Annotated in this window: 15 protein-coding genes and 2 pseudogenes; 8 read left to right on the top strand and 9 right to left on the bottom strand. The window is 69.7% G+C overall.

Features of this window, described 5'->3' with window-relative positions; translation table 11 throughout:
• The 7 genes from FPZ47_RS22195 to proB all read left to right on the top strand — a co-directional run.
• Nucleotides 1-381: DUF4233 domain-containing protein (locus FPZ47_RS22195; protein WP_246859885.1), on the top strand; the 381-nt coding region annotated here is incomplete at its 5' end.
• Between the two features lie 29 nt (nt 382-410).
• Nucleotides 411-821: a nucleoside-diphosphate kinase gene (ndk, locus tag FPZ47_RS22190; protein WP_144955355.1), complete on the top strand. Its 411-nt coding sequence runs from the start codon at nt 411-413 to the stop codon at nt 819-821.
• A gap of 296 nt (nt 822-1117) precedes the next feature.
• Nucleotides 1118-3907, top strand: coding sequence for a ribonuclease E (gene rne, locus FPZ47_RS22185; protein ID WP_144955351.1), 2790 nt, complete (start codon nt 1118-1120; stop codon nt 3905-3907).
• A 231-nt stretch (nt 3908-4138) separates the two neighbouring features.
• On the top strand, nt 4139-4450 hold the full coding sequence (rplU, locus tag FPZ47_RS22180; RefSeq protein ID WP_144955348.1) for a 50S ribosomal protein L21: 312 nt from the start codon (nt 4139-4141) through the stop codon (nt 4448-4450).
• 14 nt (nt 4451-4464) lie between these two features.
• Entirely contained in the window at nt 4465-4728 is a 264-nt protein-coding gene (gene rpmA, locus FPZ47_RS22175) for a 50S ribosomal protein L27 (RefSeq protein WP_144955346.1), read from the top strand.
• 89 nt (nt 4729-4817) lie between these two features.
• Nucleotides 4818-6272, top strand: coding sequence for a GTPase ObgE (obgE, locus tag FPZ47_RS22170; RefSeq protein ID WP_144955344.1), 1455 nt, complete (start codon nt 4818-4820; stop codon nt 6270-6272).
• A complete protein-coding gene (gene proB / locus FPZ47_RS22165; protein WP_144955341.1) occupies nt 6269-7396 on the top strand; it encodes a glutamate 5-kinase in 1128 nt (375 codons plus the stop codon). Before obgE ends, proB begins: the two co-directional genes overlap by 4 nt.
• Here proB and FPZ47_RS22160 read toward each other — a convergent pair.
• The 5 genes and pseudogenes from FPZ47_RS22160 to FPZ47_RS22140 form a co-directional block, all read right to left on the bottom strand.
• Nucleotides 7389-7808, bottom strand: coding sequence for a DUF5313 domain-containing protein (locus FPZ47_RS22160; protein WP_144955338.1), 420 nt, complete (start codon nt 7806-7808; stop codon nt 7389-7391). The two genes, proB and FPZ47_RS22160, sit on opposite strands and share 8 nt — an antisense overlap.
• A 22-nt stretch (nt 7809-7830) precedes the next feature.
• Complete coding sequence (locus FPZ47_RS22155; RefSeq protein WP_144955335.1) at nt 7831-8313, bottom strand: MarR family winged helix-turn-helix transcriptional regulator; 483 nt, start codon at nt 8311-8313, stop codon at nt 7831-7833.
• A gap of 61 nt (nt 8314-8374) precedes the next feature.
• Nucleotides 8375-8650 (bottom strand): annotated as a pseudogene (locus FPZ47_RS22150) (TetR/AcrR family transcriptional regulator); the annotation flags it as partial.
• A gap of 97 nt (nt 8651-8747) precedes the next feature.
• Complete coding sequence (locus FPZ47_RS22145) at nt 8748-9605, bottom strand: NAD-dependent protein deacetylase (protein WP_246133541.1); 858 nt, start codon at nt 9603-9605, stop codon at nt 8748-8750.
• A gap of 107 nt (nt 9606-9712) precedes the next feature.
• Nucleotides 9713-10026: pseudogene (locus FPZ47_RS22140) on the bottom strand (isochorismatase family protein); the annotation flags it as partial.
• 59 nt (nt 10027-10085) lie between these two features.
• On the opposite strand from FPZ47_RS22140, the gene FPZ47_RS22135 reads away from it, so the two are divergent.
• On the top strand, nt 10086-12140 hold the full coding sequence (locus tag FPZ47_RS22135) for an NAD(+) synthase (protein ID WP_144955329.1): 2055 nt from the start codon (nt 10086-10088) through the stop codon (nt 12138-12140).
• Between the two features lie 11 nt (nt 12141-12151).
• Here FPZ47_RS22135 and FPZ47_RS22130 read toward each other — a convergent pair whose 3' ends face one another.
• The 4 genes from FPZ47_RS22130 to FPZ47_RS22115 are packed head-to-tail and all read right to left on the bottom strand — an operon-like array spanning nt 12152 to nt 15376.
• Complete coding sequence (locus FPZ47_RS22130) at nt 12152-12640, bottom strand: YbhB/YbcL family Raf kinase inhibitor-like protein (protein ID WP_246859884.1); 489 nt, start codon at nt 12638-12640, stop codon at nt 12152-12154.
• Nucleotides 12641-12696: 56 nt separating this feature from the next.
• Complete coding sequence (locus tag FPZ47_RS22125) at nt 12697-13257, bottom strand: LeuD/DmdB family oxidoreductase small subunit (protein WP_144955323.1); 561 nt, start codon at nt 13255-13257, stop codon at nt 12697-12699.
• On the bottom strand, nt 13254-14501 hold the full coding sequence (locus tag FPZ47_RS22120; protein WP_144955320.1) for an aconitase/3-isopropylmalate dehydratase large subunit family protein: 1248 nt from the start codon (nt 14499-14501) through the stop codon (nt 13254-13256). Before FPZ47_RS22120 ends, FPZ47_RS22125 begins: the two co-directional genes overlap by 4 nt.
• A complete protein-coding gene (locus FPZ47_RS22115) occupies nt 14492-15376 on the bottom strand; it encodes an isocitrate lyase/PEP mutase family protein (RefSeq protein ID WP_144955317.1) in 885 nt (294 codons plus the stop codon). Before FPZ47_RS22115 ends, FPZ47_RS22120 begins: the two co-directional genes overlap by 10 nt.
• Nucleotides 15377-15505: the final 129 nt, after the last annotated feature.

Here is a 15505-nt window from a genome sequence, read left to right as displayed (position 1 = left end):
GATCAACAGCGCCCCCAGCCCGACCCGTGGAAGGGTTTCAGCGCGGTGATGGCCGCGACGCTGATCCTGGAGGCGATCGTGGTGCTGCTGGCGATACCGGTCGTCGGCATGGTCGGGACCGGGTTCACCGCGGTGTCGCTGGGATACCTGGTCGGGCTGGCGGCGCTGTTGATCCTGCTCGCCGGGTTGCAGCGCCGGCCCTGGGCGATCTGGGCCAATCTCAGCGCGCAGGTGGTGCTGCTCGGCGGTGTCGTCGTCTACCCGGGGATCGGGTTCATCGGGGTGGTGTTCGCCGGGGTGTGGGCGCTGATCGCCTACCTGCGCGCCGAGGTGCGGCGGCGGCAGGCCCGGGGGCTGCCGCGGCGACCGCCGCCGGAGTGACCGTCCGCCCCTTCTGTACGCTCTGGAAAGTGACCGAACGGACTCTCGTACTGATCAAGCCGGACGGCGTCGAGCGGCGCCTGGTGGGCGAGATCATCATGCGCATCGAGCGTAAAGGCCTCACCATCGCGGCGCTCGAGCTCCGCTCCGTCGACGCGGAGCTGGCCGCCCGGCATTACGCCGAACACGAAGGCAAGCCGTTCTTCGGCTCCTTGCTGGAATTCATCACCTCCGGACCGGTGGTGGCCGCGATCGTGGAGGGACCGCGCGCGGTGGCCGCGTTTCGCCAGCTCGCCGGCGGCACCGACCCGGTGGACAAGGCCACGCCGGGCACGATCCGCGGCGATTTCGGGCTGGAAACGCAGTTCAACCTGGTGCACGGCTCGGATTCGGCCGATTCGGCCAAACGCGAGATCGCGCTGTGGTTTCCCGACGCGTAGCGGCCCGAAAGGTCGGGGGGCACCGGGTCCGCGGCGTGATGTGGGATACTGTCAGCGGGTGAACGTCGCCGGACCGGCGGCAGACACCCGGATGAAGACTTGGACAAGCGCGACAATCGCCTTCACGTGATATGGCGCTGCATGTCCGGCCGTCATTCAGCACGGCGCCGAGTGGGTTCGACACCAACCTCTCGGCGCGAGGCCATTGCCAAGTCCGGGAGAAGTGACCCGGGCACATAGCGCATCCCTCGCGTGGCCGCGTCGCAACGACGCGCCCGGGGGCTTGAGGAGAATACGTGGTAGACGGTGCCCCAACTTCAGACACATCACGCGAGCCGACGCCGCCCGAGGACCTGCCGAACCGGCTGAGGGTTCATCAGCTGGCCCGGGCGCTGGGCAGCACCAACAAGGAGGTGCTGGAGGCGCTCGTCACGCTGGACGGGCAGATGCGCAACGTGCAGTCCGGCGTGGACCGCGAGGACGCGCTGCGGGTGCGTGACCTGCTGTTCGTCAAGTCCCCGGTGGAGGTCGCGGAGGCCCCCGACGAATCGCTGTTTTCGCAGGCGCCGGAGGCCGGCGGAGCGGAAGCCGCCGCAAGCGCGCAAAGCGCTGTCGACCGGCCGCACTACATGCCCCTGTTCGTCGCACCGCAACCGGTGGAGGCCGACGCCGGCGACGACGGCGACGACGACGGCGATTCGGATGACGCCGACGACAACGATGACGACGACGAGCAGACCGATCGGCCGGCCAACCGGCGCCGCCGCCGGGGCCGGCGGGGCCGGGGCCGCGGCCGCGGTGAGCAGGGTGGACCCGACGGCCAGGGCGATTCCGGCGACGACGGGGTGGCCGGCGGAGCCTCGGACTCGGACGACGCCGACGACTCCGATGACGCCGACTCCGGTGACGACGACTCCGGTGACGACGACTCCGGTGACGACGAGAACGGTTCTGCGGAGGGCGCGACTCGCCGCCGCCGCCGGCGCCGGCGCCGCAAATCGGGTTCGGTCGACGACAACGACGAGTCCGCGTCGCCCGACGACCCGCCGAACACGGTGGTGCACGAGCGTCCCTCACGCGGCGGCAAGAACAGCGGCGCCGGCGGTTCGGGGAACGGCACGGCCGGTGCCGAGATCAAGGGCATCGACGGCTCGACCCGGCTGGAAGCCAAGCGCCAACGGCGCCGCGACGGACGCGACGCGGGCCGCCGCCGCCCACCGGTACTGACCGAGGCCGAGTTTCTGGCGCGCCGCGAGGCCGTCGAGCGGGTCATGGTGGTGCGTGACCGGGTCCGCACCGAACCACCGCACCCGGCCGCGAGGTACACCCAGATCGCGGTGCTCGAAGACGGCATCGTCGTCGAGCATTTCGTGACGTCGGCGTCGTCCGCGTCGCTGGTGGGCAACATCTACCTCGGAATCGTGCAGAACGTGCTGCCGTCGATGGAGGCGGCCTTCGTCGACATCGGTCGCGGCCGCAACGGCGTGCTCTACGCCGGAGAGGTCAACTGGGAGGCGGCCGGACTCGGCGGTTCCGACCGCAAGATCGAACAGGCCCTCAAACCCGGTGACTACGTCGTGGTCCAGGTCAGCAAGGACCCGGTCGGGCACAAGGGCGCGCGGCTCACCACGCAGGTGTCGCTGGCGGGGCGGTTCCTGGTTTACGTGCCGGGCGCGTCGTCGACGGGGATCAGCCGCAAGCTGCCCGACACGGAGCGCCAGCGGCTCAAGGACATCCTGCGCGAGGTGGTGCCGTCGGACGCCGGGGTGATCATCCGCACCGCGTCCGAGGGCGTCAAAGAGGAGGAGATCCGCAAAGACGTCACGCGCCTTGAGGAGCGCTGGAAGCAGATCGAGGCCAAGGCGGTCGAGACCAAGCAGAAGGCCGCCGGTGCCGCGGTCGCCCTCTACGAAGAGCCCGACGTGCTGGTCAAGGTCATCCGCGACCTGTTCAACGAGGACTTCTCCGGCCTCATCGTCTCCGGTGACGAGGCGTGGAAGACGATCAACGAGTACGTCGACTCCGTTGCACCCGAACTGGTTTCGAAGCTGACCCAATACGAGCCCGCCAGCGCCGAGGGCCCGGACGTCTTCGCGGTGCATCGCATCGACGAACAGCTGGCCAAGGCGATGGACCGGAAGGTGTGGTTGCCCTCGGGCGGCACACTGGTGATCGACCGCACCGAGGCGATGACGGTGATCGACGTCAACACCGGCAAGTTCACCGGGTCCGGGGGCAACCTCGAGCAGACGGTCACCAAGAACAACCTGGAGGCGGCCGAGGAGATCGTCCGCCAGCTGCGGCTGCGTGACGTCGGCGGCATCGTGGTCATCGACTTCATCGACATGGTGCTCGAGTCCAACCGCGATCTCGTGCTGCGCCGGCTGACCGAAGCGCTGGCCCGCGACCGCACCCGCCACCAGGTGTCCGAGGTGACCTCCCTGGGGCTGGTGCAGGTGACCCGCAAGCGGTTGGGGACCGGGCTCGTCGAGGCGTTCTCCAGCTCCTGCCCGCACTGTGGTGGCCGGGGCATCCTGCTGCACGCCGACCCGGTCGACTCGGCGCCACCGAACGGCCGCAAATCCGAATCCGGCGGTCGGCGGGGCAAGCGATCGAAGAAGAACCGGTCCGACGAGCCCGCCGGCCAGCCCGTCGTGGCCAAGGTGCCCGTGCACGCTCCCGGTGAGCATCCGATGTTCAAGGCGATGGCGGCGGGTTCGTCGACCGGGGCCGCGCGCGACGAGGACGAATCAGGCGAGTCCGGCGACGAGCTCGACGGAGAGGCCGAGGAGCGGGGCGTGCCTGGCCTGGACGACATGGACCAGGAGGACTTCGACGACGACGACGACGACGGCGACGAAGACGACGGCGACGACGAAGACGACGACGAGGACCTCGACGAGGACGAAGACCTCGACGACGACGAACTCGACATGGAAGACGACGACGAAGACGAGGATCTGGACCCCGACGACCCCGACGTGGGGTCTGGTCCCGACGACGGTGACGCCGCGTGGGTTGGCGGCCGTCCGCGGCGGCGACGCGCGGCGGGCCGGCCGGCCGGCCCGCCGATCCAGCTGGACTGACCGCGGGAAGTGCGTCCGGTTTGACCCTGTAGCCGCTGGTCAAGTACCCTTGGTCAGTTGTCGCCGGGCGGGGCGAGCAGACCGGCCCGGCGAGCGCGGGACTCCCGGGCGATCGGCGCGGACCCGCAACCCAGACCCACCACGCACAATGCCGGTGGAATGCCGGTGGAATGCCGGTGCCATGCGCGCGAAGCGCGACAAAGCAGAGGCGAGAAAGAGGCAGGAGCAACGATGGCGACCTACGCAATCGTCAAGACGGGCGGCAAGCAGTACAAGGTCGCCGTCGGGGATGTGGTCAAGGTCGAGAAACTCGAATCCGAGCCCGGCGCCCAGGTGTCGCTGCCGGTCGCGCTGGTGGTCGACGGCGCCACCGTCACCACCGACGCCGCGGCGCTGGCCAAGGTCGCGGTGACCGGCGAGGTGCTCGAGCACACCAAAGGTCCCAAGATCCGTATCCACAAGTTCAAGAACAAGACCGGCTACCACAAGCGCCAGGGGCACCGTCAGCAGCTGACGGTCCTCAAGGTCACCGGAATCAAGTAGCGAAGGCGGCAGACATGGCACACAAGAAGGGTGCTTCCAGCTCCCGCAACGGCCGTGACTCACAAGCTCAGCGGCTGGGCGTCAAGCGGTTCGGCGGTCAGGTGGTCAAGGCCGGCGAGATTCTGGTCCGTCAGCGTGGCACCAAGTTCCACGCCGGCGTCAACGTCGGGCGGGGTGGCGACGACACGCTGTTCGCCAAGGAGGCCGGCGCGGTCGAGTTCGGGATCAAGCGCGGGCGCAAGACGGTCAGCATCGTCGCGGCCGCCCAGAACGACTGAGCGCGCGAGCGTGCACTCACTGCGGTAGTTCGAGGCAAATCTCGCAGTAGCTGCACGTTCGGCGAGCGAGACGGGTGAGAGGACCCTCGATGCCCCGGTTCGTCGATCGCGTCGTCGTCCACACGCGGGCGGGCTCCGGCGGTAACGGCTGCGCATCGGTCCACCGCGAGAAATTCAAGCCGCTGGGTGGTCCCGACGGCGGCAACGGCGGTCGCGGCGGCAGCGTCGTGTTCGTTGTCGACGCCGGAGTCCACACGCTGCTGGACTTCCATTTCCGGCCACACATCACCGCGCCGTCCGGCAAGCAGGGGATGGGCAACAACCGGGACGGCGCGGCCGGCGAGGACCTGGAGGTCAAGGTTCCCGACGGGACCGTCGTGCTGGACGAGAACGGCCGGCTGCTGGCCGACCTGGTCGGGGTGGGCACCCGTTTCGAGGCGGCCGCCGGCGGCCGCGGCGGTCTGGGCAACGCCGCGCTGGCGTCGCGCGCCCGAAAGGCCCCCGGCTTCGCGCTGCTCGGCGAGCCCGGCCAGTCCCGCGATCTGACGCTGGAGCTCAAGACCGTCGCCGACGCCGGGCTGGTCGGATTCCCGTCGGCCGGGAAGTCCTCACTGGTGTCGGTGATTTCGGCGGCCAAACCGAAGGTCGCCGACTACCCGTTCACCACGCTGGTCCCCAACCTCGGTGTGGTCTCGGCCGGCGAGCACGCGTTCACCGTCGCCGACGTGCCCGGCCTGATCCCGGGTGCGTCGGCGGGCCGCGGTCTGGGCCTGGATTTCCTGCGGCACATCGAGCGGTGCGCGGTGCTGGTGCACGTGGTGGACTGTGCCACCGCCGAACCGGGTCGCGACCCCATCTCCGACATCGACGCGCTGGAAGCCGAACTCGCCGCCTACACACCCACGCTGCAGGGGGACGCGGCGCTGGGTGACCTCGCCGAGCGTCCCCGCGCGGCGGTGCTCAACAAGATCGACGTGCCCGAGGCCCGCGAGCTGGCCGAGTTCGTCCGCGACGAGATCGCCGAGCGTGGCTGGCCCGTGTTCCTGGTGTCCACGGTCACTCGAGAAGGCTTGCAGCCATTGATCTTCGGGCTGTGGCAGATGATCTCGGCCTACCGCGCCGCCCGGCCGCCCGCCGTGGCGCGCCGACCGGTGATCCGGCCTGTTCCCGTCGACGACAGCGGCTTCACGGTGGAGTCCGACGGGCAGGGTGGGTTCGTCGTCAGGGGGGCCCGGCCCGAGCGCTGGATCGGCCAGACCAACTTCGACAACGACGAGGCCGTGGGTTATCTCGCCGACCGCCTGGCGCGTCTGGGCGTCGAAGACGAACTGCTGCGGCTGGGCGCCCGGCCGGGGTGCGCGGTGACGATCGGCGAGATGACGTTCGACTGGGAGCCGCAGACGCCCGCCGGGCGGCAGGTTCCCATGTCCGGACGAGGCACCGACGCGCGCCTGGAGCGCACCGGGCGCGTCGGCGCCGACGAACGCAAGGCCGCCCGCCGCCGCCGCCGCGAACACGATCACGATCCGGGTGCCGGCGCGTGAGCGAGCACCGCGGGGCCATCCGGTCCGCCCGCAGCCTGGTGGTCAAGATCGGCACCAACGCGCTGACCACGCCGTCCGGTGTGTTCGATGCCGGCCGGCTGGCCGGACTGGCCGATGCCATCGAGGCGCGCATGAAGGCCGGCACCGACGTCGTCATCGTGTCTTCGGGCGCCATCGCCGCGGGCATCGAGCCGCTCGGCCTGTCAAGGCGCCCAAAGGATTTGGCGACTAAACAGGCGGCGGCCAGCGTCGGGCAGGTCGCGTTGGTGAGTTCGTGGAGCGCGGCCTTCGCCCGGTACGGCCGCACGGTCGGGCAGGTGTTGCTGACCGCGCACGACATCTCGATGCGGGCCCAGCACACCAACGCCCAGCGCACCCTGGACCGGCTGAGGGCCCTGCACGCGGTGGCCATCGTCAACGAGAACGACACGGTGGCCACCAACGAGATCCGGTTCGGAGACAACGACCGGCTGTCGGCACTGGTGGCCCACCTGGTGGGCGCCGAGGCGCTGGTGCTGCTGTCCGACATCGACGGCCTCTACGACGCCGACCCCCGCAAGACCCAGGGCGCGCGGTTCATTCCGGAGGTGTCCGGCGCGGCGGATCTGGACGGCGTGATCGCCGGTCCGGGCAGCCACCTGGGCACCGGCGGAATGATGTCGAAGATGTCGTCGGCACTGCTGGCCGCCGATGCCGGGGTCCCGGTGCTGCTGGCCGCCGCGTCCGATGCCGCGACCGCGCTGACCGACGCATCGGCCGGCACGGTGTTCGCCGCCCGGCCCAATCGCATGTCGGCCCGCCGGTTCTGGGTGCGCTATGCCGCCGAGGCCGCCGGAGTGCTGACCCTCGACGAGGGCGCGGTGCGGGCGGTGGTGAGCCAGCGCCGTTCGCTGCTGGCCGCCGGTGTCATCGAGGTGTCGGGCCGGTTCTACGCCGGCGACGTCGTCGAATTGCGGGGCCCGGACGCGGTGATGGTGGCCCGGGGAGTGGTCGCCTACGACGCCCCCGAACTGGCGACGATGATGGGCCGCTCGACTGCGGCGCTGCCCGACGAGCTGCGCCGGCCCGCGGTGCACGCCGACGACCTCGTCGCGGTGAACGGCCCTGCGGGAGTGGTCAGTTGAAGGGGTTGCTGTTGGCCTGCCACGCGGCCGATTCGGGTCGCGGTCCGTAACGGCGGGCGTAGTCGTCGTGCATCTGCGCTTGTCTCTCGTGTTTGAGCGCATCGACCAGGTTCGGGTCCAGGCCGTGCTGCGCCAACCGGTGCCGACGCCAGACCTTGTTCAGGGCAAGCGAAACCAGCAGCGCCCAGATGTAGACCGGCACGGTCATCTCGGTGTGCACGTACAGCGAAGCGGGCAGCAGCCAGAACGGGGCGAGCACGAAAAGCGGTGGTATCGCCCACCGGATCATGTGCCTGCGCACGGCGCCTCTGCCCGCCAGGTCATTGGCGACCCAGGCGCGCATCGAATCCGGAAGGCACCGGCCGTACGAGTAGGCGATGTACTGGAACAGGTTGGGTTTGTCGCTGGCCATCGTGGCTCCTCTTGGCGGGATTTCAGGACTGCAGGGCGCCGGCGGCCAGGGCCGCGGAATTGATCCGGGTCAGCACCTGGTGCAGGTGCGCAAGTTCGACCATGTCGACGCCCAGACGTGCGACGACGGCGGACGGGACCTCCTGCGCGCGTCGACGCAGGGTGACGCCGCGGTCGGTGAGTTCCACCGCGGTGCAACGCTCGTCGGCGGGGTTTCGGCTACGGGTGATCAGGCCGAGCGCGTCCAGGCGTTTGAGCATGGGCGACAGCGTGGCCGAATCCAGCTGAAGCATGGCCGCGATCTCCTTGACCGCCAACGGTTCCTGCCGCGATGCCTTCCGATGATCCCAGAGCGCGAGCATCACCAGGTACTGCGGGTGGGTGAGCCCCAACGGTTCCAACAGCGGCCGGTAGACGGCCAGGACGGCGCGGTTGGTGATGCTCAACGCGAAGCAGACCTGCTGTTCAAGGGCGAGCGGGTCGATCTCCGTCGCGTGCTGGGCCATATAGACATCGTACGCGAATAGTTAGCGTGCTAACTAAGTTGCGTTGGTCACGCCGGGGTGGTCATGGCGCCGACGTGGCGCTGAGGTCCACACCACCGGAAACTATTTCGGCGAGCGTGGTCGCCAACTCCGCATCGTGGCCCGGGGGCCGGCCCGGCAGGTCCTGCCGGCAGGCCCGCTCGACCATCCAGGTCAGCGTGCCGGCGGTGGTGGCCGCGGGAAGTTCCCGGCGGATCAAGCCGGCGGCCCGGCCTTCCTCGATGACACCGGTCGGTCGCTGAGAGACGGACATCGGCAACTCGCGGGCCGTCACCGGGTCGTAGCCGGCCATCTCGTTTGAGGGCGACCGGCGCCGGCGGCCAGGCCGGCGAACACGTGGCCGGCGACGCCGCGGGAAATTTCATTCACGCGATCCGCAGCATCCCCTGCGACGTCTAGAGGTTCGGCGGTGGCGCCGGCGCCCCACCCAGTTCGCACGCCAGCAGCGTCAGCAGTTCGGAGCACCCGCCCTCGACCTTGAGGGTGGCCAGGTCGTCACCGCGGGTGCGTCCGCGGTTGAGGATGGCGACCGGGATGCCGAGTGCGGCGGCGTGCCGCACGAACCGGTAGCCGGAGAACACGGTCAGCGACGAACCGGCGACGAGCAGGGCATCGGCCTGCTCCACCAGTGAGCAGGCTTGGGCAACAACGTGTTTGGGAACGCTTTCGCCGAAATAGACGATGTCGGGTTTGAGCATGCCGGCGCACCGCGGGCAGTCCAGGTAGCGGAACGAGCCGGTGTCGGCGACGACGGCGTCGGCGTCGGGAGCCACCGACGGCCCGCCGAGCGCCCGGGCGCGCGCGAGGAAGCCGGGGTTGAGCGTCTCGAGTTGGTCGGCCAGGGCCGCGCGGCTCATGGTGTGGCCGCAACCCAGGCAGACCACCCGCGCGTAGGTGCCGTGCAGGTCGACCACGTTGACGCTGCCGGCTTTGGTGTGCAGCAGGTCGACGTTCTGGGTGATCACGCCGGTGACGACCCCCGCTCGCTCCAGCGCGGCCAGCGCCCGGTGCCCGGCGTTGGGCATGGTGTCGGCCATGTGGCGCCAGCCGACGTGGTTGCGCGCCCAATAACGTTGGCGGAAAGACGGATCGGACGTGAACTGGCGGATGGTCATCGGATTGCTCGGCGGTGAATCCGGGCCCCGGTAGTCCGGAATGCCGGAGTCGGTGGAGATTCCCGCGCCCGTCAGCACGGCGACGCGGCGGCCGGCCAGCAGCGCGACCAGTTCCGGCGATTCTGCGCAGACGACCACCTCTCCGAGGTTAGCGGCCCGGCGCGGTGCGCGAGTGTCTGCACGACGACACGCCGTTGCGGGCGGCATTGTGCGCACGCTCGCGCCGACGATCAGCTCAGGCACTCCGCATCCGCGGGAACCGCGGCCGGGAAATGGCGCAGGTAGGCGTCGAGCGCGCGGTAGAAAATGCACTGCTCGGTGACCTGCCCGGTCAACACCAACCGCTTGGTGCCACGACGGTGCAGCAGGTACTCGAGCGCCGTCCCGGCTTCACCGGGTCGGGCCGTTCGCCATCGAGCGCGGATTCGGCGCTGTCGGAGAACTCGCGCGCGCGGCGGACCAGATCCGGCAGCGGCCCGATGATGTTGGCGACATGGGGTATCAGTGCTTCAGCATCGGGTGCCGATAGGTGTTCGGCGTCACTGGGGGGAGCACTCATGCGGCAACGTGTACCCGGCAAACCGGTGCTGAGGGCGCCTGGGCGAGAATGGGAAAGCGATGGACTTCTACAACAGCTACAGCCAGGGCTTCGTCCGCGTCGCCGCGTGTACCCACCACACCACGCTGGCCGATCCGGCCGCGAACGCCGCGTCGGTGGTGCGGCTGGCCCGCCAGTGCCACGACGACGGGGTCGCGCTGGCCGTCTTCCCCGAGCTGACGCTGTCCGGCTACTCCATCGAGGACATCCTGCTGCAAGACACGCTGCTCGGTGACGTCGAAGGCGCGCTCGCCGAGCTCGTCGCGGCCTCGACCGATCTGTTGCCCGTGCTGGTGGTCGGTGCCCCGCTGCGGCACCGGCATCGCATCTACAACGCCGCGGTGGTGATCCACCGCGGTGTCGTGCTCGGCGTGGCGCCCAAGTCCTACCTGCCCACCTACCGGGAGTTCTACGAGCGTCGCCAGATCGCGCCCGGTGACGGCGAGCGCGGCACCATCCGCATCGGCGGCCCCTCCGGCTCGATCGAGGCCCCGTTCGGCCCCGACCTGCTGTTCGCGGCGACGGATTTGCCCGGCTTCGTGCTGCACGTCGAAATCTGCGAGGACATGTTCGTGCCGATTCCGCCCAGCGCGGAGGCGGCCCTGGCGGGGGCGACGGTGCTGGCCAACCTGTCCGGCAGCCCGATCACGATCGGGCGCGCCGAGGACCGTGGCCTGCTGGCGCGTTCGGCGTCGTCCCGGTGCCTGGCCGCCTACGTCTACGCCGCCGCGGGCGAGGGCGAATCGACCACGGACCTGGCCTGGGACGGCCAGACCATGGTGTGGGAGAACGGGGTGCTGCTCGCCTCCTCCGAACGGTTCCCGAAGGGGGAGCGGCGCAGCGTCGCCGATGTCGACACCGAGCTGCTGCGCTCCGAACGGCTGCGCATGGGGACGTTCGACGACAACCGGCGCCGCCACCGCGCGTCGACGGAGTCGTTCCGGCGCATCGAGTTCCGGCTTGATCCGCCGGGCGGCGACATCGGCCTGTGCCGCGAGGTCGAGCGCTTTCCGTTCGTTCCCGCGGATGCGCAACGGCTGCAACAGGATTGCTACGAGGCCTACAACATCCAGGTGGCCGGGCTCGAACAGCGGCTGCGGGCCCTGGACTACCCGAAGATCGTCATCGGGATCTCCGGCGGGCTGGACTCGACACATGCGTTGATCGTCGCCGCGCGCGCGATGGACCGCGAGAAACGCCCGCGCGGCGACATCCTGGCCTTCACGCTGCCGGGGTTCGCGACGGGGGACCGCACCAAGCGCAACGCGATCGAGCTGTGCCGCGCGCTGGGCGTCACCTTCTCCGAGATCGACATCCGCGACACTGCCGCGCTGATGCTCCAGGAGATCGATCACCCGTTCGCGCGCGGCGAGAAGGTGTACGACGTCACCTTCGAGAACGTGCAGGCAGGGTTGCGCACCGACTACCTGTTCCGGCTCGCCAACCAGCGCGGCGGGATCGTGCTGGGCACCGGCGACCTCTCCGAGCTGGCGCTGGGCTGGTCGACGTACGGCGTCGGCGACCAGATGTCGCACTACAACGTCAACGCCGGTGTCCCCAAGACGCTGATCCAGCACCTGATCCGCTGGGTGATCTCCACCGGCGAGTTCGAGGCCGAGGTCGGCGAGGTGCTGCAGTCGGTGCTCGACACCGAGATCACACCGGAGCTGGTCCCCAGCGGAGCGGAAGAAGAGCTGCAGAGCAGCGAGGCCAAAGTCGGACCGTATGCGCTGCAAGACTTTTCACTGTTCCACGTGCTGCGCTACGGGTTCCGGCCGTCGAAGGTGGCGTTTCTGGCCTGGCACGCGTGGCACGACCCCGAACGGGGCAACTGGCCGCCGGGATTCCCCGACGAGAAGCGACCGGCGTATTCCCTCCAGGAAATACGGCACTGGCTGCAGGTTTTCGTGCAGCGGTTCTATTCGTTCAGCCAGTTCAAGCGGTCCGCCCTGCCGAACGGCCCGAAGGTGTCCCACGGCGGGGCGTTGTCGCCGCGGGGGGATTGGCGCGCCCCGTCGGACATGTCGGCGCGCATCTGGCTCGACGAGATCCAGCACGAGGTACCCGAGGAGTAGGCCGCGCAAGCTCAGCGCTCGTAGGTGCCGGTGAGCGTGCCCCGAGCCAGCAGGTGGCCGCGCATCGCAACCAACAGGGCCTTGACCGAGTCGACAACGGCGGGTATCGGTTCGTCGATCGCGAACACCTGAAACCGGTAGTGGTGGGGTCCGTGGCCGGGGATCGGGCGAGGCCCGGCGTAGCCGCGATGCCCCAGATCCGCTCGCAGGAAACGCATTCCGGGGCTGCCCGGGCGCAGCGAACCCGCGGTGGCCTCGAGCACCGTCGGTTCGATCACCGCGACGGTGTGCAGCAGCGGCCGGTGCAGCGGGACGTCGACATCGTCGATGACGAGCACCACCTGCCGCGTCCCGGGCGGCAGCCCTTCCCAGCGTAGCGGCGGAGAGATGTTGTCTCCGACCCCCTTTCCCGCGCTGGACGGCGGCATGGCCGCGCCGTCGTCGAACGCCGCGCTCGTCACGCGGATGGCGTAGGGAACGTCGAATGCATTGGCAGCCAACGGGCTTCGGTGTTCACCCGCGCGGGCGCCGCGAAGCAGCCTGCCCAGCAGCGCCATCACGCGCCGCTTCCGGCGCCGCGGATCGCCACGCTGGAAGACCGCAGCAGATCGCCCAGTTCCGGGGGGAGGTAGCCCTGCTCGACCAGCCGGGGCAGCACCCCGCCGCTTTCGAGGATCTCCAGGATCAGCCCGGGCAGCGTCGGTACGGTGCCCGAGGCTCCCGTGGTGTCGTTGCGCCACGTTCCGGCGCTCAGGTCGAAGGTGCCCCGGTCGCCCTCGCGGAACACCGAGGTCGCGTCGGGGATCGTCATCGCCGGCAGACCGGCGTTGACGGCGTTGCGAAAGAACAGCGAGTTGAACTCCTCGGCGACCAGCCCGGCGACACCCAGCTCGGTGAACAACGCCGCGACCGGGCGCGACGACCCCAGCCCGAAGTTCTTGCCGGCCAGCACGACGTCGCCGGGGGAGACCTCGTCGGTCCAGCCGGGGCGGACCTTGTAGAACACGTGCCTGGCCGCCTCCGGAGGTTCCATTTTCAGCGCGTAGCCCGGATACATGTCGTCGGTGTTGAGGTTGTCGCCGAACACCCAGACCTTTCCGCCGAATGCCACCGTCATGCCGTCACGCTCCTGGGGTCGGTGATGTATCCGGCGACCGCCGAGGCCGCGACGGTCGCCGGCGAGGCCATGAAGATCTCGGCCTCGGGGCTGCCCATGCGGCCGGTGAAGTTGCGGGTGCTCGACGTGATGCACACTTCGCCGGGGCCCACGACCCCCATGTGGTAGCCGAAGCAGGCGCCACAGGTGGAGTTGGTGACGACGCCGCCCGCATCCGCGATGGCCTGCAGATACCCCAGCCGCATGGCCTCGCGGTAGACCGCCTGCGAGGCGGGGGTGACCAGGAGCCGCACCCCGGGGGCGACGGTCCTGCCGCGCAGCAGTTCCGCGGCGATCCTGAGGTCCTCGAGCTGGCCGTTGGCGCACGAACCGATGAACGCCTGGTCCACCTTCTGCCTGCCCAGCCGCGACACCGGCAGACCGTTGCGGCTGACGGTGCCCGGCCGCGCGACGTAGGGTTCCAGCCCGGACAGATCGACGTGGCGGACCTCCCGGTATGCGGCGTCGGGATCCGGTGCGGCGGCGTCGTATCCGGTGATGCCGCGCTCGTCGAGGAATGCCGTCAGGACCTCGTCCGGCTCGAAGGTGCCGAAGTCGGCGGAAACCTCGGCGCACTGCGTCGCGATGGTGCGCCGGTCGTGCATCGGGATGCCGGCCAGCCCGGGGCCGCCGAACTCCAGGTTGAGGTTGGCGGCGTCGCCGTATTCGTCGGCGAGGTGGAGGAAGACGTCCTTGCCGCTCACCGTCGGCGGCACGGTACCGCTCAGTTCGTAGCGGATGGTCGGCGCGACCTGAAACCACGTCGTTCCGGTGCACATGATCGAATACACCTCGGCCGGGCCCAGCCCACGGGCCGCCGTGTTGTAGGCGCCGGCGGCGCAGGTGTGGGAATCGGCGCAGGCCAGTATCTCCCCGGGCCGCGCCAGGCCGTTCTCGGCGATCACCTGGTGGCAGATGCCGTGCCGGCCGACGTCGTAGAAGCGCTCGATGCCGAAGTCGGCGACGAACTTGCGGGCGTGCGTTCCGCCCGCGGCGTCCTTGACGGTCGGCGCCGGGACGGCGTGATCCATGACGACCGCCAGTTTGGCGGGGTCGTGGACGCGGTTCGGCGCGATCCACATGGTGGCGAACTGCAGGTCGATCAGGACGGTCATGTCGACGTCGACCACGACGGTGTCCCCCGGCGACACCGAGCCCAGACCGGCTTTGCGGGCGAGGATCTTCTCGATGACGGTCATGCCCATGAGTTGTCCCGGTGCGCGTAGCGGTCGTCGAGGGCCAGCCACTCGGCCATGCCGACGAGGTCGAAGAAGCCGGCGGGGCTGTTCGGCAGGTGGGCGGCCAGATCGCTGCCGTTGAGTTCGCAAAGGCTTTGCAGCATGCCGAATGTCGCCTGCATCAGCAGGTTGCCGGGATGGATGGCGATGGCGTAACCCAGCTCCTGCAGTCGCGACGCGGACTGCGGCGGCGTCATGCCGCCCAGCACGAGGTTGATCAGCAGCGGGGCGTCGACTTCGGCTGCGATGCGCTCGATCTCGCCGGCGTCCTGCGGCGCCTCGACGAAGATGACGTCCGCGCCCGCGCGGGCGTAACGGTTGGCGCGCTCGATTGCCTCGTCGAGTCCGAGCGGGGCGCGGGCGTCGGTGCGGGCGACCACGAGCAGGTCGTCGTCGGACCGGGCGTCCAGGGCGGCGGCGAGGGTCTGCTCGAACAGCGCCGCGTCGACGACCTGTTTGTCCGGCAGATGGCCGCACCGTTTGGGGATGACCTGGTCTTCCAGCTGGATCGCGGCCACCCCCGCCGCGTCGTACGAACGCACCGTGCGCACCACGTTCCGGAGTGCGCCGTATCCGGTGTCGGCGTCGGCGATGAGCGGGATGTCGCCCAGCGCGTCGGCGATCATCGCGGCCCGCCCCGCCATCTCGGTTGCCGTGACCAGCCCGATGTCGGGCAGGCCGAAACCCGAGGCCGCCACGCCTGCCCCGGTCATATAGGCCGCGACGTGGCCCGTGCGTTTGGTCAGTTGCGCGGAGATGCCGTCGAAAACGCCCGGCGCGACGATGAGTTCGCGCTTGCCGAGCAGCTCCCTGAGGCGTCGGCGGGCCGGGGTGGTAGCCACAGCAGGTTCCTTTCAGTCCAAGGCGCCCGCCACCGGAGCGGCGAGCAGTTCGGTCAGACCCTGATTTTTCAGCCGGCTTGTGATGATCTTGTTTTCGGTGATCTGGTTGATGGTGGCTGCGCGCTGATG

It is taken from the genome of Mycobacterium helveticum (genome assembly GCF_007714205.1).
Lineage (GTDB): Bacteria > Actinomycetota > Actinomycetes > Mycobacteriales > Mycobacteriaceae > Mycobacterium > Mycobacterium helveticum.
Note: the sequence above shows the minus strand (reverse complement) of the source record. Positions and strands in the feature narration are given on the sequence as shown.

Coding starts and splice junctions, on each gene's coding strand:
- rplU (WP_144955348.1), top strand. CDS start 4,139: ATGGCGACCTACGCAATCGTCAAGACGGGCGGCAAGCAGTACAAGGTC.
- rpmA (WP_144955346.1), top strand. CDS start 4,465: ATGGCACACAAGAAGGGTGCTTCCAGCTCCCGCAACGGCCGTGACTCA.
- obgE (WP_144955344.1), top strand. CDS start 4,818: ATGCCCCGGTTCGTCGATCGCGTCGTCGTCCACACGCGGGCGGGCTCC.
- FPZ47_RS22160 (WP_144955338.1), bottom strand. CDS start 7,808: ATGGCCAGCGACAAACCCAACCTGTTCCAGTACATCGCCTACTCGTAC.
- FPZ47_RS22155 (WP_144955335.1), bottom strand. CDS start 8,313: ATGGCCCAGCACGCGACGGAGATCGACCCGCTCGCCCTTGAACAGCAG.
- FPZ47_RS22135 (WP_144955329.1), top strand. CDS start 10,086: ATGGACTTCTACAACAGCTACAGCCAGGGCTTCGTCCGCGTCGCCGCG.
- FPZ47_RS22125 (WP_144955323.1), bottom strand. CDS start 13,257: ATGACGGTGGCATTCGGCGGAAAGGTCTGGGTGTTCGGCGACAACCTC.
- FPZ47_RS22120 (WP_144955320.1), bottom strand. CDS start 14,501: ATGGGCATGACCGTCATCGAGAAGATCCTCGCCCGCAAAGCCGGTCTG.